This is a genomic window from Nocardia sp. NPDC058518 (assembly GCF_042719655.1).
Lineage (GTDB): Bacteria > Actinomycetota > Actinomycetes > Mycobacteriales > Mycobacteriaceae > Nocardia.
This window is the reverse complement of record NZ_JBHXNJ010000006.1, coordinates 290,006-311,156: the sequence shown is the minus strand read 5'-3', so window position 1 is coordinate 311,156 and position 21,151 is coordinate 290,006. Positions and strand designations below refer to the sequence as shown.

The window sequence follows — 21,151 nt, the reverse complement described above, 5'->3', positions numbered from 1 at the left end:
TCGCGGTGTCGGCGGGTTCCGCACGGGTGACCCAACTGCTAAGTTAGTCTCGAAATGAGACCAGTTCTCCGTACCGAGGGAGCCGCGCGATGGCGCAGACCGACCACGACAGCAGCGATTTCGCCACCCTTGCGCGGCTGGCCGACGAACGCTGGAGCTGCCGCCAGTTCACCCCCGAACAGGTCGACCGCGCGACCATCGAACAGCTGCTGACCCTCGCGCAGCGCACCCCTTCGTGGTGCAACACCCAGCCGTGGCAGGTCGTGGTCACCACCGGCGAAGGCACCGACCGGTTCCGCAAGGGGCTGCTCGACCACATCCAAACCGTCGGCAGCACACCCGATTTCGAATTCCCCGCTTCCTACGAGGGTGTCTACCGCGACCGCCGCCGGGCTTGCGGGTTCCAGCTCTACGACAGTGTCGGCATCGTCAAGGGCGACCACGAGAAGACCATGCGCCAGATGGTGCGTAACTTCGAATTCTTCGACGCCCCGCACGTCGCCATCGTCACCTCCGAGGCCGACCTCGGCATCTACGGCGCCATCGACTGCGGCCTCTGGCTCGAGAACTTCCTCCTCGGCGCCCAAGCTCTCGGCCTCGGCGCCGCTCCCCAAGCCGCCCTGGCCTCCTATGCCCCCTTCATCCGCGACTACTTCGACATCCCCGACACCCGCAAGGTCGTCTTCGGCATCTCCTTCGGCCACCCCGACCTCGCCCACCCCATCAACACCTTCCGCACCGCCCGCGTCCCCCTCGAAGAGCAGATCACCTGGCACACGTCCTGAGCCGGGCCGCCGCATCAGGCTGGACGTGAGGTCATTCCGGGACCGGCTTCCGGCTCGATATCGCGAGCGGTGACCTCCACGGCGCACTTGTCGCAGGTCAGATGCGTGTGCGCTTCGCCCGTGCAGCCTCGGTGCCGGTATTCCACCGGTGGTCCGTCCGGCGCCAGGTAGGTGTCGCCCCAGTCGCGGATCGCCATCAGGATCGGGTAGATGGCGTGGCCTTTCTCGGTGAGGCGATATTCCTCGTAGGCGCCGTCCTCGGCGGGGCGTTTCACCAGGATCTCGTGTTCGATCAGCCGATCGAGGCGGTCACGCAACCGGCTTCGCGAAATCCCCAGCGCGCTCTGGAACGCGTTGAACCGGCGCACTCCGGCGAAGCTGTACTTCAAGATCAGCAGGGTCCAGCGGTCACCGAAGATCACCAGCGGCCGCGTGATCGAGCACGGGACGTCTGCGAGTTCCTCATAGCGCACCCTGCCATTATGCGCGGCGCCCACCTCCCCCCGCCGAACCAGCACCACGCACACCTCTACCCCGCAACGATGCCATCGCAACTCGTTGTTGGACGGTCCCAACGCTGGAGCATCTTCCGGCGTATCGGTGCGGAACTCGACATCGACGAATACGACTGGAGCGAAAGCGAAACGGCCGCCGCCGTCTCCTGAATCAGGAGGTGGCGACGGCCGTCGAATGACTACCGCGGTCAGGTCACAGCGGGATGTTCTTGTGGTGGCTCTTGCGGGCCGGTGCCGAGGCGAGGGCCGCGGCGATGGTGCTGCGGGTTTTGGCCGGGTCGATGACCTCGTCCACTACGCCGATGGCTACGGCGCGTTCGACGCCGCCCGCGAGCTGCTCGTGTTCGGCGGTGAGGCGCTCGTGGAGGGCTTCGCGCTCGGATTCGGGGGCGGCGGCGAGCGCCTTCTTGTGGAGGATGCCGACGGCGGCCTTGGCGCCCATGACGGCCACTTCGGAGCCGGGCCAGGCGTAGACGGCGGTGGCGCCGAGGGCGCGGGCGTTCATGGCGATGTAGGCGCCGCCGTAGATCTTGCGGGTCACCAGGGTGACGCGGGGGACGCGCGCTTCGGCGAAGGCGTGCAACAGCTTCGCGCCGCGGCGGACAACGCCCTCGAGTTCCTGGCCGACGCCGGGCAGGTAGCCGGGAACGTCGGTGACCACGATCAGCGGGATCCCGAACGCGTCGCACAGGCGCACGAAACGTGAAGCCTTCTCGGCACTTTCGGAGTTGAGGCAGCCACCGAGGCGCAACGGGTTGTTGGCCAGGACGCCGACGGTGCGACCGCCGAGACGGCCGAGGCCGGTGACCATGCTGCGGGCATAACCACCCTGGAGTTCCTCGAAGGAGGACTCACCGTCGACATTGTCGAGCAGCTCGTGCACGATCGGCTTCACGTCGTAGGCACGCCGGGGCGACTCCGGCAGCATCGCCTTGAGGTCGACATCGCCGTGCTCGGCCGCGACCAGGTCGAACTCGCCCTGCTCGGCGAACATCGAGACCAGCCGACGCGCGCGGTGCAGGGCATCGGCCTCGTCGTCGGCGGCGATGTGGCAGACGCCGGACTTCTTGAAGTGTGTGGTGGGACCACCGAGGGTCGCCATGTCGACGTTCTCGCCGGTCACCGAGCGCACGACGTCGGGTCCGGTGACGAACACGCGGCCCTCGGGCGCCATGATGACCACGTCGGTCAGCGCGGGACCGTAGGCGGCGCCACCGGCGGCGAAGCCGAGCACCACCGAAATCTGGGGCACCAGGCCCGATGCGCGAACCATGGCCTCGAAGACCAGGCCTACCGCGTGCAGCGCCTCGACACCCTCGGCCAGGCGCGCACCACCGGAGTGCCACAGCCCGACGACGGGAATGCCGGATTCGATCGCGGTGTCGATCGCGTCGACGATGTGCTTGCAGCCCTCGACGCCCATCGCGCCACCCATGACGGTGGCGTCGGAGCAGTAGGCCACGGTGCGGACCCCGTCGACCTCGCCGATCGCGGCGAGCACGCCGGAGCGGTCACGCGGATGCAGCGGCAGGACGGTGCCGGGGTCGAAGAAACGTTGGAGCCGACCCAGTGGGTCGCGCGGATCGGTGGTGGTGTCTTGAAACGCGGGAGCAATGATGGTCATCGCGCTCACTCCTTCGAAAGAGATGCCGCTGCGGCGGCTGCTGTGGCGAACCGCCGGTGGGGGTCGAACCATTCAGTTGGCGCGACCCCCACCGGGGATCGGAATGCAGTCGGCGGCTTATGCCCGACCGAAGGCGAGCGCGACGTTGTGCCCACCGAAACCGAAGGAATTGTTGATCGCGTACTCGATTTCCTGGCGACGGGCTTCCCCGTGCACCACATCGAGATCGATCGCCGGATCCTGGTTGTCCAGGTTCAGCGTCGGCGGAACAATGCCGTCCCGAATCGAGAGCACCGTGAGGATCGACTCGAGGGCGCCGACGGCACCGATCGAGTGACCGAGTGCCGACTTGGGCGCGTACACCGAAGCGTGCTGCACCCCGGCGTAATGGATCGCGTTCTTCTCGGCGAGGTCGCCGATCGGAGTCGCGGTCGCATGAGCGTTCACGTGCGCGATGTCACGCGGGGACAATCCGGCGGTTCGCATCGCGCGCTGCATGGCGCGTCCTGCACCGGTTCCCTCCGGATCAGGCGCCACCAGGTGGTACCCGTCGGAGGTGATGCCCGCACCCAGCAGGCGTGCGTGGATGGTCGCCCCGCGCGCCTTGGCGTGCTCCTCGGTCTCGACAACCATGAGTGCGCCTGCTTCGCCGAAGACGAAACCATCTCGGTCCTTGTCGAACGGCCGAGACGCGCCCTTCGGGTCGTCGTTGCGGGTGCTCGTGGCGCGCATCATCGAGAACGCCGCAATCGGCACATCGGAGATGAAGCCCTCGACACCACCGGTGACGACGATGTCGGCATCACCCATCACGATCATCCGCCACGCGTTGGCGATGGCCTCCGAACCCGACGAGCACGCCGAGACCGGAGTGACCACTCCCGCCCTGGCCTTCAGCTCGAGACCGACGACCGCCGACGGACCGTTCGGCATGACCATCTGAACAGCCAGCGGCGAGATCTTGCGATAGCCACCGTTCTTCAGCTTGTCGACCGAGTCGATCAGGGCGTCGCCGCCGCCGAGTCCGGTGCCGATCGCGACGCCGAGACGGTCGTTGTCGACCTCAGGGCTGCCCGCGTTCTTCCACACCTCACGACCGAGAACGGTCGCCAGGCGCTCGACATACGCCATGCGGCGGATCTCGACCCGGCTCAACAGGGTGTCGGGGCTGACCTTCAGGTGACCGCCGATTCGCACCGGCAGGTCGTATTCCTCGATGAAAGGATCCTCGAGAACGTCGATTCCGCTCTCACCGTTGAGGAGTCCCTTCCACGTCGCATCGACATCACCAGCGATCGACGTGGTCGCCGCCATCGACGTGATGACGACGTTGGGGAAGTTCCCGTTCAAAGTGCTGGGAGCAGGAGTGGTCAAAGTTCGGCCCTACTCGCCGGCGCTGTCGAACTTGGCCTTGAGCTCGGCGGCGACATCGGCGTTCTCGGCCTCGAGCTTCTGGACGTAAGCGACGGAGTCACCGACAGTCTTCAGGCTGGCCAGATCCTCATCGGGGATCTTGACGCCGTACTTGTCTTCCATCTGCACAGCGATCTCGACCATGGACAGCGAGTCGATGTCCAGGTCGTCGACGAAGGACTTCTCGAGGGTCACCTCGGAGGGTTCGATACCCGTAACCTCTTCGATGATCTTGCCGAGTTCTTCGACGATCTGTTCCTGGGTCAGAGCGGCCACTTTGGTGGCTCCCTTCTTGTTTCTATTTGTAGGGTCGTGAACGGCCTGCACTTCGCTGTGCACGGCCGCCGGGGGAAAGCTAGCCCGAGGTGGTCAGTTCGACCAACGCGGGGAGGTCTTCGGGGGTCTTGAGGGCCAGATTGGGCGTGCCCTTCAGTTCCCGCTTCGCGATGCCGACCAGCGTGCCCGCGGGCGGCAGCTCGACCACGGCCGAGACGGCCGCGGCGCGAACGGTCTCGTTGCACAGGTCCCAGCGCACGGGGCGAGTGACCTGAGCGGCGAGCTTTTCGATCGCGTCGGCGCCCGACGTGACCGGTTGTCCGTCGAAGTTCGACAGCAGCGTCCGGATCGGATCGCTCGGCGAGATCTGGGCGATGGCATCGGCGACAGCTTCCTGCGCCGGGGCCATGAAGACGGTGTGGAACGCACCGGCGACGGGCAACGCGCGGACCCGTGCCTTCTCCGGCGGGTTCGCGGCGAGCTCCGCCAGAGCTTCCAGGCGGCCCGCTGCGACGATCTGGCCGACCGCGTTGCGGTTGGCCGGGACGAGATCGAGTTCGGCGAGCCGTGCGAGCACGGTGGCTTCGTCGCCACCGAGCACCGCGGACATGCCGGTCGGCTCCAGCGCACACGCCTTGGCCATCTCCCGGCCGCGGATGGCGGCGAGGGCGACTGCCTCGTCGGCGGTGATGACACCGGCGACAGCGGCTGCGGCGAATTCGCCGACCGAGTGTCCGGCGACGACTGTATCCGCCGGAATCGACCCGGGGGCGATTTCGGCGAACGCGAGCAGTGCGGCGGCGACCACGAGCGGCTGCGTCACCGCGGTGTCGACGATCTCCTCGGCCGTCGCGGTGGTGCCGAGACGGACCAGATCGAGGCCTGCGGCCTTCGACCAGAGCTCGAGGCGATCAGTCGCACCGGGAAGTGCGAGCCACGGCGTGAGCATGCCGGGTGTCTGGGACCCCTGTCCAGGGGTGAGCAACGCGATCACTCCCTAAGACAACACTGTGACCCCCGCCGCACGAGATGTCGGCGCGAATGAAGCTTTCCGATCGCTTTTGTAGGGGTCCCACAAAATCCGAGGTGGGGTGTCGGGATCGACCGATTCGCCAATCCCGTTACAGGGGGTCGTGAGCCAGTGGGACGGGTGGGGTTTCTGTGACAGGAGGAGATGATTCGTTATGCGTTCGTGTCAAACGGCCCACTGTTGCTGCGATTCGGAGCACATAGGCATCCCGCGGATTCATCGGATCACGGCCGGTGACTTCGCCGATTCGTTTGAGTCGGTACCGAACGGTATTTGGATGGACGTACAGCTGCCGAGCGCAAGTTTCTACTGCTCCACCACAATCCAGGTACGCGTCGAGTGTGTCGGATAACGAAGATCCGGCAGCAGCCAACGGGAGCACAAGATACTCGTTCAACGCCTCTATCGCAGCTCTATCGCCCAGCAACGCGCGTTCCGGTAACAACTCGGTCGCGTGAACGGGCCTTGGCGCCCCGCGCCAGCCGACAACGGCCTCCATCCCCGCCAATGCCTCGATCGCCGACGCGTGCGCGGCGCCGAGGGTGCGCATCGTGGGGCCGATCACCACCGGACCGTCGGAGAACACCTCGGCCAGCAGATCGGTGAGGAACGGCGAACCGATGCCCGACTCCCCCAGGTGCCCGCTGACCACCATCACCAGTCGCGCACCCTGCACCACCGCCAGCGCGGCCCTGCCGTGTTTGGTCGCGATGGTGTGCACCGCGCCGACCGTGGACACACCCTGGTCCAGCGGGGGCGTGCCGACCAGCACCGTGGCGGGCGCTGTGGCGTCCCAGTTCAACGTGGCGGCCCGGGAAAGCATGTCCGGGCCCGTGTCACCCCGGACCACCGCGTCGACCACCAGGGCCTCCAGGCGGGTATCCCACGCACCGCGCGACTCGGCGGCGCTGGCGTACACCGAGGCGGCCGCGAAGCCGAGCTCACGCCCGTATCGCAGCACCGCCTCGGTGAGCGCCACCAGCTGACGATCGTTGCGCGCCAGCGCGGGCAGCCACTGTTCGAAGAAGTCCATGGCCACCCGCACCATGTCCACGGTCTGGCGCAGCGTGAGCCGCCGCGCCAGATCCTGCGGAATCACCTGGAACGCGTCCAGGCTGAAGCGGATATCGGAGTCGGGATCCTGCAACCACTCCAGGAAGTTCACGACCGCCGTCTGCACCAGCATCTGCACGCCCGCTCGCTGCGCGGCGTCCAGATCGGCGAAGAACGGCAGCCGATCCTGCATCGACCCCACCGCCTCGGTGGAGAGACGGCCCGAGAACTGCTTGACCCGCTTGAGCAGCGTGTCGGGCAGCGGATCACGGGTCTGCCGGTTCGGGGACAACGCCCCCGTCGGCAGATAGACCTCGTGTTCGCTGGTGCCCTCGGTGATCCGACGGGGCCGCGGCGGTTTGCGCTCCACAGTCCAATAGTCCGCTACGCGAGTTCCTCTGCCGCGTCCGCACTGGGCTTCGGCGCGGCGGCCACGCTGTCGATGCCGTATTTCGCGGCCGCTTCCACCGCCTTGGCCTTGTCGAAGGTGCCGTCCCGGACGAGGCCCTCCAGCACCGCGACCACCACCGACTGCGCGTCGACGTTGAACACCCGGCGAGCGGCCGTGCGGGTATCGGAGAAGCCGAACCCGTCGGTACCGAGGGTGATGTAGTCACCGGGCACCCACTGCCGGATCTGATCGGGCACCGCGCGCATCCAGTCCGTCGCGGCGACCACTGGTCCACGCGCGGCCGACAGCGCCTGGGTGACATAGGGCGAACCCGGATCGGAATCAGGGTGCTTGAGCGCCGCGATCTCCTTGTCGAGTGCCTCGCGGCGCAGCTCGCCGAACGAGGTCACCGACCACACATCCGCGGCCACACCCCACTCCTGCGCCAGCATCTCCTGCGCCCGCAGCCCGTCGGGCACGGTCACGCCGGAGACGAGGATCTGGGCACGAACCTCGCCCTCACCACCGCGCTGGTACAGGTACAGACCCTTGAGCAGACCCGCCACGTCGAGGTCGTCGGGCTCGGCCGGCTGCTGGTAGGGCTCGTTGTACAGGGTGATGTAGTAGAAGATGTTCTCCCCGCCGAACGTGCCGACCGCGGGCACGTCGGTGCCGGGCAGCTGACTCGCTGGTGCCTCGCCGCCGCCGTACATCCGGCGCAGACCGTCGCGGACGATGTGCGCGATCTCGAACGAGAACGCCGGATCGTAGGTCACCACCGCCGGATTGGACGACGCCAGCAGCAGCGACTGCCCGTCGTTGTGCTGCAGGCCCTCACCGGTGAGGGTGGTGCGGCCCGCGGTGGCGCCGAGCACGAATCCGCGCGCCAGCTGGTCGGCCGCGGCCCAGAAGCTGTCGCCGGTGCGCTGGAACCCGAACATCGAATAGAAGATGTAGAGCGGGATCATCGGCTCGCCATGGGTGGCGTAGGAGGTGCCGACCGCGGTGAACGACGCGGTGGAACCGGCCTCGTTGATGCCCTCGTGCAGGATCTGCCCGGCGGCGCTCTCCTTGTAGGCGAGCATCAGTTCCGCGTCGACCGAGGTGTAGAGCTGGCCGTTGCGGTTGTAGATCTTCAGCGTCGGGAACCACGAGTCCATGCCGAAGGTGCGTGCCTCGTCGGGGATGATCGGCACGATGCGCTTGCCGATCTCCTTGTCGCGCAACAGTTCCTTGACCAGGCGTACCAGCGCCATCGTGGTGGCGACCTTCTGCTTGCCAGAACCCTTGCGCACCGAACGGTAGGCCTCGTCGCCCGGCAGCTTCAGCGGCTTCGCGGGCGAGCGACGCTCGGGCACGAAACCGCCGAGCGACTTGCGCCGGGCCAGCATGTACTGGATCGACGGATCGTCCATGCCGGGGTGGTAGTACGGCGGCAGGTACGGGTCCTTCTCCAGCTCGGCATCGCTGATCGGGATGCGCTGCAGATCACGGAAGTCCTTGAGGTCCTGCAGCGCCAGCTTCTTCATCTGGTGGGTGGCGTTGCGGCCCTCGAAGTGCTTGCCGAGGGTGTAGCCCTTGATCGTCTTGGCCAGGATCACCGTCGGCTGGCCCTTGTGCGCCATCGCCGCCGAATACGCCGCGTAGACCTTGCGGTAGTCGTGGCCGCCGCGCTTGAGATTCCAGATCTCGCTGTCGGACATGTTCTGCACCAGCGCTTTTGTGCGCGGATCGCGGCCGAAGAAGTGGTCGCGCACGTACGCGCCGTCATTCGCCTTGTAGGTCTGGTAGTCGCCGTCGGGGGTCGAGTTCATCAGGTTCACCAGCGCGCCGTCACGGTCGGCGCCGAGCAGCGCGTCCCACTCACGGCCCCAGACCACCTTGATCACGTTCCAGCCGGCACCGCGGAAGAACGATTCCAGTTCCTGGATGATCTTGCCGTTGCCGCGCACCGGTCCGTCGAGCCGCTGCAGATTGCAGTTGATCACGAACGTCAGGTTGTCGAGTGCCTCGTTGGCTGCCACCTGGATCAGGCCGCGCGACTCCGGCTCGTCCATCTCGCCGTCGCCGAGGAAGGCCCAGACATGCTCGTCGGAGGTGTCCTTGATGCCGCGATCGGTGAGGTAGTGGTTGAACCTGGCCTGGTAGATCGCGTTCATCGGGCCGAGGCCCATCGACACCGTCGGGAATTCCCAGAAGTCCGGCATCAGCCGCGGGTGCGGGTAGGACGGCAGGCCCTTGCCGAGGCCACCGTGGCTGTATTCCTGACGGAATCCGTCGAGCCGGTCCGTGCTGAGGCGACCCTCGAGGAAACCGCGCGCGTAGATGCCGGGCGAGGCGTGGCCCTGGATGTAGATGTGGTCGCCGCCGCCGGGATGGTCCTTGCCGCGGAAGAAGTGGTTGAAACCCACCTCGTACAGCGCCGCCGAGGACGCGTACGTCGAAATATGGCCGCCGACACCGATTCCGGGGCGCTGCGCGCGATGCACCATGATCGCGGCGTTCCACCGGATCCAGGCGCGGAAGCGGCGCTCGACTTCCTCGTCACCGGGGAACCACGGTTCGTTCTCGGTGGGAATCGTGTTGACGTAATCGGTGGAGGTGAGCGCCGGAATCGAGACACGGCGTTCGCCTGCGCGCTCGAGCAGGCGCAACATCAGGTAGCGGGCGCGACCCGGGCCTTCCCGGTCGAGCATGTCGTCAAAGGATTCCAGCCATTCGCTGGTCTCTTCCGGGTCGATATCCGGTAGATACGACGCCACTCCTTCGCGGATGACCCGTACCCGTTCACCGGTGGGTTTGGTGGTGGATTCACCGCCCGCGGCGGAGGTCGCGACTGGATCGTCGGAAGCTGCAGAGTGGATCAGGTCGGTCAAATCTGCTCCTCGTGAAGGGGGCTGAACTGCTTGGTCGGCGTCGCTATCCCCGGGCCTGCCCGCTTGGTGTGCGGACCACCCGTTACGAAAGGTTCGGGTGCACCCCCATCCTTACCGAAACGGCTGCCCAGGTCATCACCTCAGCGGGAATACCATTAGGTAGGTTCTGCGGGGGAAATACGAGTCGCGCACGTGAGTGAGAGGGAACGCCGGACGATGAGGGTGCTGCACGCGCGCCGACTGGGGCTGATCTGTGCCTTTGCCGCCGTGACCGCGGGTTCGGTGGTTGCGGGTTGTGCCGAGCAGATCCCCGGCACACCGACGACCGACGCTGCCGAAGTGGCCGCCTACAAGACCGCGGCCGCCGCGTCGTCCTCGGCAGCCGCGTCCTCGCGCGCCGCGGCCGCGCGAGATCGGGCGATCACCGACAACTGCGGACAGTTCGCCACCACCACCGGTGCCGGTGTCACCGCCTACAACGACTTCGTCTCCGCGCACGACACCAACGCCCCCGACTACGCCGCCAAGCGCGAGTCCGCCGCTACCACCCTCGACAACGCGGCGACCAAAGTCGAGTCGGGCGTCGTCGCCGCGGCGGGCGCCTTGCCGACCGAGCTGGCCGACAAGTTCACCGCCTATGTCGTCGCGGCGCGCGAGCTGTCTGCGCAGACCAGAAAGATGACCTACAACTCACCTGTCGGCAAGCTCAACGAAGCCAGCAAGGCCATCAACCAGGCACGCACCGCAGTCCACGACGCCTGTTGAGACGGTCGATTTTGCCCTGCCGACACGCGGCATACGGTCCCAATTCATCCGATCAGCTTGCGCTGCGGCCGATAACCATGTTCGCTTGCACCTATCTTACTGTCGGAAGTTTAGGGAGGACACCACCGTGGTCGCCGCGGCGGACGCGCAGAACTACGCTCAGAAGCTTGGCATTTCTCACGGCTTGGTTGTTCAGGAATTGGGCTGGGACGAGGACACCGACGACGCATTGCGCGCCGAGATCGAGGAGGTCAGCGGCGGCGAAATGGTCGACGAAGACTCCGATGAGGTCGTCGACGCCGTCCTGTTGTGGTGGCGAGAAGGTGACGGCGATCTGGCCGACGAGCTGATGGATGCCATCAGCCCGCTGGCCGATGAAGGCTTCATCTGGGTCCTCACCCCCAAGACCGGTCAACAGGGCCATGTCGATCCGAGCGAGATCGCCGAAGCCGCACCCACGGCCGGCCTGACCCAGACATCCACCATCAGCCTCGGCAGTTGGACGGCCTCACGGCTCGTTCAGCCGAAGGCACCGTCCAAACAGCGCTGAATCCGCCGTTCGCTAGGGTCTCAGTTGGGCTCGCGAGCCCGGCTGGGACCCGACACGACGGAGGATTCGTAGTATGCCGCTAGAGGTTGGCACTCTCGCGCCGGATTTCACGCTCAAGGACCAGAACAACCAGCCCGTCACCCTGTCGGACTATCGCGGCAAGAAGAACGTGCTGCTGGTGTTCTATCCACTCGCCTTCACCGGCATCTGCCAGGGCGAGCTGTGCAAGGTCCGGGACGAGCTGCCCAAGTTCCAGAACGACGACGCCGAGATCATCGCGATCTCCGTCGGCCCGCCACCCACCCACAAGATCTGGGCCGCGGAACAGGGCTACCTGTTCCCCCTGCTGTCAGACTTCTGGCCGCACGGCGCCGTCACCCAGTCCTACGACGTCTTCAACGAGAAATCCGGCTACCCCAACCGCGGAACCTTCGTTGTCGACAAGTCCGGCTACATCACTTTCGCGGAGATGAACGGCCCCGGACAAGCCCGTGACCAGGCGGCTTGGGAGAAAGCCCTCGCCGCGCTAGATTCATAACCCGACACCGCCGGTACTCCCCGGCGGTGCCAGGGCGTATAGCTCAGCGGTAGAGCACTGGTTTTACACACCAGCGGTCGGGGGTTCGATCCCCTCTGCGCCCACCTATGAAACAGCATGTCAGACACTGTTTCTTTCGCCCGGCTCCACTCCCCCGATATCACTTGAGGAACGTGCAGGTCAGCCGCAGAACTGGCAGACCCAAATCGGCGCGCGGAGTTTCGTAACGCACGGCATGCGACGAGGCGCCGCGCGGCGGAACCTCCCGTCAACGCTGGCACGCAGGCCAGGTCGGACAGGATTGGTCTTGTGAGCCCCGCGGTGCCGGTGGTCCGGGTTCGAATCGCGCTTCCAGCGCATGAGGACCGGACTACCCTGTGCGCCATGACGTTGGGGGATATCGACGCGGGGTCGAGGAGCAGATCCGCCCGATCCGGCGTTGAGCGCTGAACATCGAGCGGTGTTGACCTACAGGTGATTTCATTTCGTGGTGACGATGAGGGCGGCTACGGCCGGTTCGGGGCGTTGTCCCGTATTGAGCTGGAGCGGTTCTTCCACCTTGATGACGAAGACCGGCGGCTGGTCGCAGGCCGGCGTCGGGACTACAACCGGTTGGGTTTCGCGCTTCAGGTCGTGACGGTCCGGCAGCTCGGCAGGTTCTTGGCCGATCCGCTCGAGGCGCCCCCTGATCGCATCTGTCGATACTGTCGGCGATGGTGGTGTTGTGGCCGGGAACGGGAGTGTTCGTATGGTGGTGGTGCGCGGGGAAGAGTCGTCGAGCGCGGAGGGTCTCCGAGCCAGTAGGTGGCCGGTTGTGCTCGCGGTGGTATATACCGTGGCCTCGATCTTCCTCGGGCCGGCCATCTTCCTGGGCGGCTATGCATTCACCCGTGGGGGCGGTGACTACTGCGATGGGTCCTATGGGGGAGGCGTCTATAGCGACGCACCCAGTGTCGGCAAAGCATTACGCGATGCGGAGTTCAGGACTGCTCAGGTCTTTCAGGTGGCAGGCGCCGGCATCATGCTGGCTGTCGGACTTCTCCTGCTGACGTACCTGTGGGCGTATCGCCATCGGATCGACCGGCCCTGGCGGATCGTGAGCAGCGTCGGGATCATCACGATGATGGTCGGGTATGGCCTGGTCATTGCCTTCTCAGGCGGTGGAGGTCAGGTCTGCTCGATAGGTGGCTGAATTCCTTGCCGCAACGGCCTCAGAGTTCTGAAGCTGTCAGGAAGTGCAAAGAATGTATCGACCTGGACCGGCCGAGCTACCGCCTACGCCTGGAGGCCGGGGTCGGTCTCGGCCTGCCATCGCCCAGCGCTTCGGCCGACACCCGGGTGTTGTCGACGGCGATCGTCTCCAGAAACACCTTCACCCCATCCGCCAACCGCACCCCCGCCACGACTATCGGCAGCGTCCGTACCGCGCCCATCTCGACCGCCTCCCGCGCTACAGCAGATAGTTTCCCGAGCCGCCCCGTAGCGAAGGTGCCGTCGCGCCAGGACGACTCACCTTTTACGGCAGATAGTGCGCCGCTATCTGCCGTAAATCCTTAGCGTCGGATCGGGCGGATTTACTCCTCAATCCCTGACAGCCGATCATGCGGGTCATTTCCGCTCGTCGTGCAGGTCGGCCCAGCGTTCGGGAGTGAACCATGGCCTGTCCAGCCGGTACTCCTCGTCGAGGGCCTTCCAGATACGTCGAGCATCGGACCCCACGTAGTAGGACTGGAAGTCGAACCTGTCGATCCCGGCGCGCTGGGCTACCGCATCGGCCAGGATACCGTTGGTGAACTCGACGCTGCGATCCCAGTCGACCTGGATGTTGGTTCCCCCGGCACCGTCGGCCGCTGCGACTTCGAGCGCGATGAACATCCGCGGTGAGGTCTGGATGGCGGTCAGGATGAGATCGCCGGCACGGTAGCCGTAGTCCAGGACCCACACCTTCGCATTGCCCTCCTGGTTGAAGTAGTCCTTCAACGCCTGCCGGTACGGAACCCCGGTGGCGATGTAGAGCCGGCCACGCGGCTGGAGTTGCGGCAGTTCACGCATCGGTGTCCCCTCGACGATCTCTGCCGCTCATGTAGTTCCAGATTGCCGCATCGAGGGCACCTGCACTGCAACCCAATTCGCTGGCGGCTCGAGTGATCAGGGCGTTGAGCGCACGGTAGTCACCACTGTGGGCACCGGCGGCGCGAACGAATCCGGCGATGTGCATATCGACAGCGACATGCCCGGTCGAGCCTGTCAAGATCGCGATGTAGTCGACGGTCTTGGGCCCGACGCCCTTGACCTGGCGCAGAGCGCGCCGCGTCTGCTGTTCGCGATCACCCCCGTCGTAGCAGGCGGCCAACTCATGCACCGTCTCGATCCCCAACGAGTGCAGTGCTGCGGTGAGATCGGCGACGACGGTGAGCTTGCGCGATGCCGGACTCCAGCCGAGAAAATCCGACAGATCATCGGACTCCAGTCGGCGCCGAAAGCCCGACAGCACAGCCGCGTCCGGCCACTGCGAGATCACCTTCCGAACCCGTGGAAGGACCACTGCCTTGTACTTCGTCCGTGGCTGCAGCGACGCATCGACGATCACACCGCCGATATGGTCCCATCGGCGCTCAGCCTCGCGCGGTTCCAGGCCAAGCGACCTGACGTGTGCCACAACCTTGCCGAGATCATCCGGGCTGGTCAACATAGCCATGACATCGTCGCGGAGCGCCGGAGAGTTAGCGCACCTTCCGACACCAGCCCTAGGCGCGGCCACTGAACAGCACTTCAAGCGCCACTGAAAACGACTTCGAACACTCACAAGCGTGCGTTCTCAGGTCGCGCGCTTCACAGCCTTATCACTTCGACTCGAGGCCCACAGTCGGTCTCATCGGCGCCACCTGATGGTGCGAGAACACCGCCATCTACCGCTGCGAGTAACACCAGTGGCGGACTTGCAGGCGCGGATGTTCGGAAACCCGTTCGGAAACAGGCAGTCTCATCCCCGGTTGTCGAACACGTTTCCTAACGGGCGGAGTGGTTTTCATGGCGTTGGTCGGTCTGGTCCGTGTCAGCACGAGCAAGCAGGAGACCGCGCGCCAGCACGACAACCTCGACCCGATCTGCGTGAAGGTGTTCGACGAGAAGATCAGCGGCACACTCAAGGTCGCTGACCGGCCCGGCCTTCAGGCAGCCCTGGCCTACCTGCGGCCCGGCAACCTACTGACCGTGCAGGAGGCAGATCGGCTCGGCCGAAACCTCCTCGCGGGGCTGATCGTGCTCAACGATCTGTTCCAGCAAGGAATCTCGGTCAAGGTGCTGCACGGCATCGCCGCCCGGCGAGCACACCGAACGCAACCTCATTCTCGATCTGGCGCTCGCCCTGGCTGAGGATTGGCGCCGCGACATAGCCCGTAAGACCCGCGACGGCCTGGACGCCGCGGCTCGGCGTGGACGCAAAGGCGGTAGGCCTCGGGTGGTCGATGACGACAAGCGCCGCGCGATCATGGCGCGGCGTGCGGAAGGGCAATCGCTGCGCGAGATCTCACGCGGCGTGGGGGTCAGCCTGGCCGTCGTCCATGGCGAAGTTAAGGCTGCACCAGCTGATCCGACGCCCTGACTCCGGTGGCGAGTACGCCGTCGGCGACTGCGGCGGTGACTCAACCGCGGTGTGTCTAGTGGTCGCGATCCTTTGCGGGAGTGCGGTTTCTGGCGGTTTCCGGCCCTGTGAAATGAGGCGGTTCGGTATGTTATCGGGCGTGTCTATTTCTACCGATGGGTAGCTTAGAGGTTTCACCGCGGTATAACTGGTCGCTTGGTTAGGCGAAATGCCCTGGTTGCCAGCCGTTTACGTGGCGCATGCATGGGGATCGCCGCATTCCCGACTCGGAACGTGTCCTGTATCACATTCTGGGACTTGGGTTCTGGCGCTTAGGGTTAACGGTGATCTCGTAGATCAAGGCATCATCACGCGTGATCTCGGAAGGCCCCCGCCCGCGGGGGGGACCTGCCGTCCGGTCAAACGGTCGGACGGTCACCGAGTGAATGAGGTTCACGATGTGCCCTAATGAGGTCCCTGTCCAGAATGGCGCTTCCCCTTCGGGGGGCGGGCCTGAATGGACGGAGTGGGCGGGGCAGCAATGCGCCGCCGCCGGAACGGCGCTCGACGCCATCTCTTTGGTGCTCGACTCCGCAAACCGGACCGACCTAGCCGAGTCGGCCAGGTCGGTCGCGATGTGTCTGTACGTGATTGCCGCTCTGCTGAACGCAGCTCGTCAGTAACACTCTCGGTTTGAGGCCCCGGGTCGCTAGGTGTAGCCGCACCAACGCGATTCGGGCCTTTCTGTTTGCCCCCAGTCCCGACTCCCTCGTGTGACGTGCGTCACGATGAGGGCTGGTGGTTCGAGAACCCACGCCCAAACTGGCTGGCAAGGTCTTTAGTCTCTGCTCAGCCCTCATGGGCGTCAAGTGATCTACGCCACTGCCTAGGTAGAGTGCCAGCTCAGACCCTATGTAGAGTATCTATATAGTAGGTGGTCAAAGGCTCTAGAATGCTGGGTTTTTGGCAGGTTTGCGGCTCAAACAGGTGCCGCTTCTGTCAAGTCGATGCTGCTGGCTTGTTCGCGCGTCGAAGTCAGGTGTGGCGCAGGACAATCCAGCGCTACAGCTGCCGTCCCAGCTCCCGACGCCGGTCGGTACTAGCAGGAGGTAGGCAGGGTGCGCGACATCCGGATGACGCTGTGGACTGTGGTCGTACTGCGCGAATTCGTGGTCAACACTCCTGAGCCGCAGTATGGGTTCGACCTGATGAAGCGCCTTGATCTGGCCAGCGGCACGCTGTATCCGATTCTCGGCCGCCTGGAAGAGGCCGGCTGGATTACCGGGCAGGTCGAAGCCATCGATGCCGTGAAGGAAGGGCGCCGACCTCGCAAGAACTACTTTCTAACGGCTGGCGCGCACCCGAGAGCCGTACGGGCGCTGCGAGAGTTCACCACCCGCGCCCAACCTCCACTGTCCCCAGAGCAGGTGCGGGTGCGGGAGTCTCGACGCCAGCGGGAGCGGGCAGCCTGGATCAAGGAGGAGGAAAAGAGGCGAGAGCACGAGAGATTGGAGCGGGCCAACAACAACCTCGTGCGAGAAAACTTGAGGCGAGGGGCGATCGCTCAGGAAGCGCTGATAAAACGAGTGCAAGCCCAGGCAGACATTCTGATCAGCGCCGAGAGGGAAAGACAGCTCCGCTCGGAGTACGAGAAGTTGGCGCTTGAGGACGCATATCGCCAGGTCACTGCGGCTGTCCAACGACGCGCCGAAGCCAGCGGGCAGGTGGCGCAATCGCCACAGCGTTCGATCACGGTCATGTCCGAGGGGGAGCAGCACACCTTCACCGGCGACGTAACGCTGAGCAAACAGGGCCCGCTGGGTACCTATGTTGTTCTCATGAGCGATGCGGTCGTCTGGAGGCAGCCCCTGCGCAACGGCGCCGCAGCGGCGGTGGAGATCAGGACAGAGGGATTCCCGGCCGGAGACTGACCGCCCGAAACCCCCGCTTATCGGGGGTCAGAGATCCGTGTATTCGGCCGGTCAGAAGCGGGTGTCGATGTTCGAGGTCGTCTGCACGTGCCCAGTGGGACCAGTCCGGTCCGGATAGTCTGATGATCATGAAGTCCATTCCGGCACACTGGATCCCGCACTGACGTGAGGACGGTGAAGTCATCGGTTGGATCGATCTGGAGTCTCAGGCTCCTGACCTCGTTCCCATCGATCGTCTGGGCTGGTTCCTTGATCAGGTCTCGAACTGGGGCGACGCCGAGGAGGCGCTTGAGTACCGCGGTTTGCGATTTCTTGCGAACCGATTCCATTACCGCGGACACATGGTGCGAATCCGGCAACTCTATGAGGACCGCATCATCGTCACCACCGCGGTCTCAGACGCCATCGGAGATGTCGGCGAAGAATTCGTCCTTCCCTTCCCGTCGGGACGGAACTCACAGAGGTCCAGACCCGCTGAGCGGCCCGTTCGGCGAGCACTGGTATGTAGCAATGTTCGAACAATCACAGCGGGTCGGCCGATCACCACGGCGGCGGTCGGCGATGACCGCGACGGCCTTCGGTCTCCGCCTCGAGGCGTGCCCGGACCGCGTCCACCGTGTGCTCCGGCGCGGCGGGTTCGGGCCACACGATCACCCCGAACAGCACGAGCAGCGGCAGGCCGATCGCGACAGCGAAACCGAGCACCGTCATCACCCGTCCGCCCGCTCGCCTGCCAGGTTCAGCACCGGCGGTTGATCGTCGCGCGCTTCGGCCGCCGTGAGCCAATCGGCCACGTTGTCCAGCGACCCCGTCACGACCACTCGGAACGGGCTGTACAGCTCCCAGCCATAGGGCGGTTCGTGCGCCTTGCGGATCGCCATCGAGCGCAGCGCAGCCCGTTCGGTCAGTTCGTCCAGGCCGAGCTGTACCGGGCCGCTCACGATGTCCGCCGCTTCGGTTCCCACCGATCGAGCGCGGCGAATAGCCGCCGGATCACTTCGGGTGGCGCAATTTCTACCGGGTGCGGTGGTTTCGTGTGCGGCGAGCGCTGGGGCAGTGTCACGGGTCCCCCTGTGGGCCATTGTCGATGCGCCCACCGCCGCAGAGCTTTCGCCATCGTCTACGCAGCTCGCTGCGCCCGATGTGCCGAGCAGCGGTGCCCGGCATACCCCGGCGGTGGGGCTGAAATCAACGCTAGACGTGCATAATTGGTGGTCACAGGCTTACGGTGTTGACAGAGTGTTCACAGCTCACCGAGCCGAAGGATCACCGCGATGGAACCGGGCGCACAGCTGAGAGCCGCGCGTGAGGCGGCTGGGATAGGGCTGCGCGAAATCGCCCGGCTGACGCACTACTCACCCGCGTATCTGTCGCTCATCGAGTCCGGCAAGCGGCCGGTGCCGGCTGAGGTCGCCGCCGCCTATACCGCCGCTCTGGGTGAATCGGCCGATGGAGAACGCGCCGGGGCCGAATGGATACGGCGGGTCGCGGCGTCCGATGTCGGCGGGGACACCCTGGACCGGCTGGAAATGGCCGTGGACGATCTGGCGTCGGCCTACTCCACCACCGCGCCCGCCGAATTGCTGGTCGATATCCGGCAACACATGGGGTACACCGCGCGGTTGTTGGATGGGAAGATGACCCTGGTCCAGCACCGCCGCCTGCTGGTGACCGCCGGGTGGCTCTCGCTGCTGGCCGGGACGTGCCACATAGACCTGGACGAACTACCCGCCGCCGCCTCCCGGCTGCGCGCCGCCCGCGATATCGCCGAAGAGTCCGAGCACCCCGAAATATCGGCCTGGACGCTGGAGACTCGGGCCTGGCAGCACCTCATCAATCGGGAGTTCGCCGAAGCGGTCAAGTTGTCACAGGCGGCGTGCGACATCGCCCCGGCCGACAGCTCGGCCTACATCCAGGCGACCGCGCAGCAGGGCCGCGCCCTGGCCCGCATCGGGGACAGTGCGGGCACATACGGGGCGCTGCGCAGCGTCGCTCGCCTGGTGTCCGGTCTACGCACCCCCGACCGGCCGGAGCATCACTTTCGCTACGACCCATCCAAGGCCGATACCTACGTCGCGACCACGCTGTCCTGGCTCGGTGACCCGGCGGCCGAGGTCTACGCTCGCCACGTCGTCGCCGATCTGGAGCGCGCCGTGTGTGTCAGGCCGCGCCGTATCGCGATGGCGAGCTTGGACCTCGGCCTCGCGCTGGTCGCCGCTGACAAGCCAGATGAGGCGGCGAACGTGGCGCTGGGCGTGGTCACCGGCGGCCGGTTGGTCCCGTCGCACTACTGGCGGGTGTCGGAGATCGTGAGCGGGATCGGGCAGCAGGACGCGCACGGCGCGGCCATCGTGCGCGAAGCGTTCCACGACACCTACCCGGCATGAATCTGCGCAGGTCAGCGGCCGGATATGGCGAACCTGGAGCTTGCCTAGAGCTTGCCAAGACAGGCCGATACGGGGCGGGCAGGGCAGCACACCACGGACACGGATACCGCTCTGATCTGGACTCATCGGACGGAGTAGGACCGGGCGGACGATGATGGGCGCTTTTACACACCAGCGGTCGGGGGTTCGATCCCCTCTGCGCCCACAGATGTTGTCGCAGGTGGAAAGCCTGCGAAGCTGCCTTCGGGATTGCCCCACGCGATTGACGTGGGGCAAGGATCAGCACCGAACATCGAGCGGCGCGGTGGACGACTGCGCCATGGGGGACCTGGGCTGAGATACAACCGCGCCCCGGTGCCATCGATTGTGTCGGTGACATCCGGGGCGCGGAAGGGTGAATCAGCCCAGGTCCGGGTGGCCGACCCACTCGACGATCGTCCAGCCCTTCTGCGGGCTGCCCTCGAGGACGACGCGGCCGCCGTTGCGCATCGGATCGGTGCCGAGTTTGCTCTTGTCGGCGTTGTCGGCGTTCATCATCGACCAGAACATGATGGTGCCGCCGTGCGAGAAGATCACCGGGTTGGCGCAGCCGCGGCGCTGCACATCGAGCAGTGCCTGATCGACGCGGCCGTCGAACTCGTTGCCGTCGATGGAGCCTGGAATCCGTGCGTTCAGGTCGCCGTCGAGCCACTTGATCGGCGCCTGGAGGTACCCGGACAGCGCCTGGGCCTCCGGGGTGCCCTCGTACTGGCCTGCCTCGATCTCCCGGAAACCGGGCTGAATGTCGAGGCTCAGGTCCTGCTCGGCGACGGTCGGTGCCGCAGTCTGCTCGGTACGCACCATGTTCGACGCGAAGGCGCAGTCGTAATTCTTGTCGGCCAGCTGGATGGCCAGATTGTCTGCCTGTGTCCGGCCGCGTGAGGTCAGGTCGGGTCCGGGCACCTTGGTGTCGATCAGGCCGGAGGTGTTACCGAGGGACTCGGCATGGCGCACCAGGGTGATGACCATTTTGCCGCTGCTGCCGGAGCTGCTGCCGCTGCCGGAGCTTCCGAAGTCGATATCGGCGGACGCGACGCCGGTGGTAACGGTTGTGGCCGCGACCGCGGCCGCCATCGCCGCAATGGGCAGTCGAAGAGATCGGATTCGCATGGGTGGGAATGCCTTTCATAGTGGCGAACGCCAATTCAGGTATGCCGAAGAACCGGAATTTGGGGTGTCGCGTCTCACAGAAGCAGCTATTTGCCCGACTCAAATACGGGCTATCCCATTCATCGGGATCTTTCACGCACTGGACCGCGCTCAGGCGAAACCACCGGTAGCGGAGGTGCGAGCGGCATGTCGACTCACGCGACCCGCTCACCCGGCCGTTTCGATGCCGCCGATCCCGTCAGACGACCTGGGAAGATCACTCCGTCCCACGGCGGCGAATGTCTG

General features: G+C 65.5%; 23 protein-coding genes and 1 tRNA gene. 12 read left to right on the top strand and 12 right to left on the bottom strand.

The genetic code is table 11. The annotated features are described in order from the left end of the window. The first annotated feature begins 89 nt into the window (after positions 1-89). Positions 90-785, top strand: coding sequence for a nitroreductase (locus ACFWPX_RS14235; protein ID WP_378927766.1), 696 nt, complete (start codon positions 90-92; stop codon positions 783-785). A gap of 14 nt (positions 786-799) precedes the next feature. Here ACFWPX_RS14235 and ACFWPX_RS14230 read toward each other — a convergent pair whose 3' ends face one another. Then, a complete protein-coding gene (locus tag ACFWPX_RS14230; protein WP_378927765.1) occupies positions 800-1,258 on the bottom strand; it encodes a winged helix-turn-helix transcriptional regulator in 459 nt (152 codons plus the stop codon). 69 nt (positions 1,259-1,327) lie between these two features. Between ACFWPX_RS14230 and ACFWPX_RS14225 the strand changes: the two genes are divergently transcribed. Continuing rightward, on the top strand, positions 1,328-1,450 hold the full coding sequence (locus ACFWPX_RS14225) for a hypothetical protein (protein ID WP_378927764.1): 123 nt from the start codon (positions 1,328-1,330) through the stop codon (positions 1,448-1,450). Positions 1,451-1,493: 43 nt separating this feature from the next. On the opposite strand, the gene ACFWPX_RS14220 is transcribed toward ACFWPX_RS14225, so the two are convergent. The 6 genes from ACFWPX_RS14220 to aceE all read right to left on the bottom strand — a co-directional run bounded on the left by ACFWPX_RS14220 (position 1,494) and on the right by aceE (position 9,963). Next, positions 1,494-2,924: an acyl-CoA carboxylase subunit beta gene (locus ACFWPX_RS14220; protein WP_378919240.1), complete on the bottom strand. Its 1,431-nt coding sequence runs from the start codon at positions 2,922-2,924 to the stop codon at positions 1,494-1,496. A 117-nt stretch (positions 2,925-3,041) separates the two neighbouring features. Beyond that, a complete protein-coding gene (locus tag ACFWPX_RS14215; RefSeq protein ID WP_378919238.1) occupies positions 3,042-4,298 on the bottom strand; it encodes a KasA/KasB family beta-ketoacyl-ACP synthase in 1,257 nt (418 codons plus the stop codon). Positions 4,299-4,307: 9 nt separating this feature from the next. Continuing rightward, positions 4,308-4,613 (bottom strand): meromycolate extension acyl carrier protein AcpM, encoded by a 306-nt coding sequence (gene acpM / locus ACFWPX_RS14210; RefSeq protein WP_056821158.1) that lies wholly within the window; start codon positions 4,611-4,613, stop codon positions 4,308-4,310. Positions 4,614-4,692: 79 nt separating this feature from the next. Further along, positions 4,693-5,607: an ACP S-malonyltransferase gene (locus ACFWPX_RS14205; protein ID WP_378927763.1), complete on the bottom strand. Its 915-nt coding sequence runs from the start codon at positions 5,605-5,607 to the stop codon at positions 4,693-4,695. 127 nt (positions 5,608-5,734) lie between these two features. After that, positions 5,735-7,036 carry a PucR family transcriptional regulator gene (locus tag ACFWPX_RS14200; protein WP_378927825.1) on the bottom strand — a complete coding sequence of 434 codons (1,302 nt, stop codon included), beginning with the start codon at positions 7,034-7,036 and terminating at the stop codon, positions 5,735-5,737. A gap of 44 nt (positions 7,037-7,080) precedes the next feature. Continuing rightward, positions 7,081-9,963: a pyruvate dehydrogenase (acetyl-transferring), homodimeric type gene (aceE, locus tag ACFWPX_RS14195; RefSeq protein ID WP_378927762.1), complete on the bottom strand. Its 2,883-nt coding sequence runs from the start codon at positions 9,961-9,963 to the stop codon at positions 7,081-7,083. Between the two features lie 216 nt (positions 9,964-10,179). Here aceE and ACFWPX_RS14190 point away from each other — a divergent pair, with 216 nt between their 5' ends. The 6 genes from ACFWPX_RS14190 (at position 10,180) to ACFWPX_RS14165 (ending at position 13,008) form a co-directional block, all read left to right on the top strand. Beyond that, positions 10,180-10,728, top strand: a complete 549-nt coding sequence (locus ACFWPX_RS14190) for a hypothetical protein (protein ID WP_378927761.1) — start codon at positions 10,180-10,182, stop codon at positions 10,726-10,728. Positions 10,729-10,855: 127 nt separating this feature from the next. Then, entirely contained in the window at positions 10,856-11,278 is a 423-nt protein-coding gene (locus tag ACFWPX_RS14185) for a DUF3052 domain-containing protein (RefSeq protein WP_056821168.1), read from the top strand. A 73-nt stretch (positions 11,279-11,351) separates the two neighbouring features. Then, on the top strand, positions 11,352-11,816 hold the full coding sequence (locus ACFWPX_RS14180) for a peroxiredoxin (RefSeq protein ID WP_056821170.1): 465 nt from the start codon (positions 11,352-11,354) through the stop codon (positions 11,814-11,816). Between the two features lie 32 nt (positions 11,817-11,848). Then, a tRNA-Val gene (locus tag ACFWPX_RS14175) sits at positions 11,849-11,920 on the top strand. 370 nt (positions 11,921-12,290) lie between these two features. Continuing rightward, complete coding sequence (locus tag ACFWPX_RS14170) at positions 12,291-12,620, top strand: DUF4158 domain-containing protein (protein WP_378927760.1); 330 nt, start codon at positions 12,291-12,293, stop codon at positions 12,618-12,620. Between the two features lie 10 nt (positions 12,621-12,630). Then, the gene (locus ACFWPX_RS14165) at positions 12,631-13,008 is read left to right on the top strand and encodes a hypothetical protein (RefSeq protein WP_378927759.1); all 378 of its coding nucleotides are present in this window, start codon (positions 12,631-12,633) and stop codon (positions 13,006-13,008) included. Between the two features lie 416 nt (positions 13,009-13,424). Here the strand turns inward: ACFWPX_RS14165 and ACFWPX_RS14160 are convergent, their stop codons facing one another. Together ACFWPX_RS14160 and ACFWPX_RS14155 are read right to left on the bottom strand one after the other, a co-directional pair. Continuing rightward, on the bottom strand, positions 13,425-13,868 hold the full coding sequence (locus ACFWPX_RS14160; protein ID WP_378927758.1) for a hypothetical protein: 444 nt from the start codon (positions 13,866-13,868) through the stop codon (positions 13,425-13,427). Continuing rightward, complete coding sequence (locus tag ACFWPX_RS14155; RefSeq protein WP_378927757.1) at positions 13,861-14,577, bottom strand: hypothetical protein; 717 nt, start codon at positions 14,575-14,577, stop codon at positions 13,861-13,863. Before ACFWPX_RS14155 ends, ACFWPX_RS14160 begins: the two co-directional genes overlap by 8 nt. A gap of 269 nt (positions 14,578-14,846) precedes the next feature. On the opposite strand from ACFWPX_RS14155, the gene ACFWPX_RS14150 reads away from it, so the two are divergent. The 3 genes from ACFWPX_RS14150 (at position 14,847) to ACFWPX_RS14140 (ending at position 17,330) form a co-directional block, all read left to right on the top strand. Beyond that, positions 14,847-15,191, top strand: coding sequence for a recombinase family protein (locus ACFWPX_RS14150; protein WP_378927756.1), 345 nt, complete (start codon positions 14,847-14,849; stop codon positions 15,189-15,191). A gap of 85 nt (positions 15,192-15,276) precedes the next feature. Beyond that, complete coding sequence (locus ACFWPX_RS14145; protein WP_378927755.1) at positions 15,277-15,420, top strand: helix-turn-helix domain-containing protein; 144 nt, start codon at positions 15,277-15,279, stop codon at positions 15,418-15,420. A 1,097-nt stretch (positions 15,421-16,517) separates the two neighbouring features. After that, positions 16,518-17,330 carry a PadR family transcriptional regulator gene (locus ACFWPX_RS14140; protein WP_378927754.1) on the top strand — a complete coding sequence of 271 codons (813 nt, stop codon included), beginning with the start codon at positions 16,518-16,520 and terminating at the stop codon, positions 17,328-17,330. 540 nt (positions 17,331-17,870) lie between these two features. Here ACFWPX_RS14140 and ACFWPX_RS14135 read toward each other — a convergent pair. Together ACFWPX_RS14135 and ACFWPX_RS14130 are read right to left on the bottom strand one after the other, a co-directional pair. Continuing rightward, positions 17,871-18,041, bottom strand: coding sequence for a hypothetical protein (locus ACFWPX_RS14135; protein WP_378927753.1), 171 nt, complete (start codon positions 18,039-18,041; stop codon positions 17,871-17,873). Then, positions 18,041-18,295: a hypothetical protein gene (locus tag ACFWPX_RS14130; RefSeq protein WP_378927752.1), complete on the bottom strand. Its 255-nt coding sequence runs from the start codon at positions 18,293-18,295 to the stop codon at positions 18,041-18,043. Before ACFWPX_RS14130 ends, ACFWPX_RS14135 begins: the two co-directional genes overlap by 1 nt. 309 nt (positions 18,296-18,604) lie before the next feature. Between ACFWPX_RS14130 and ACFWPX_RS14125 the strand changes: the two genes are divergently transcribed. After that, a complete protein-coding gene (locus ACFWPX_RS14125; protein WP_378927751.1) occupies positions 18,605-19,717 on the top strand; it encodes a helix-turn-helix domain-containing protein in 1,113 nt (370 codons plus the stop codon). A 399-nt stretch (positions 19,718-20,116) separates the two neighbouring features. On the opposite strand, the gene ACFWPX_RS14120 is transcribed toward ACFWPX_RS14125, so the two are convergent. After that, positions 20,117-20,866, bottom strand: coding sequence for a histidine phosphatase family protein (locus tag ACFWPX_RS14120; RefSeq protein WP_378927750.1), 750 nt, complete (start codon positions 20,864-20,866; stop codon positions 20,117-20,119). Positions 20,867-21,151: the final 285 nt, after the last annotated feature.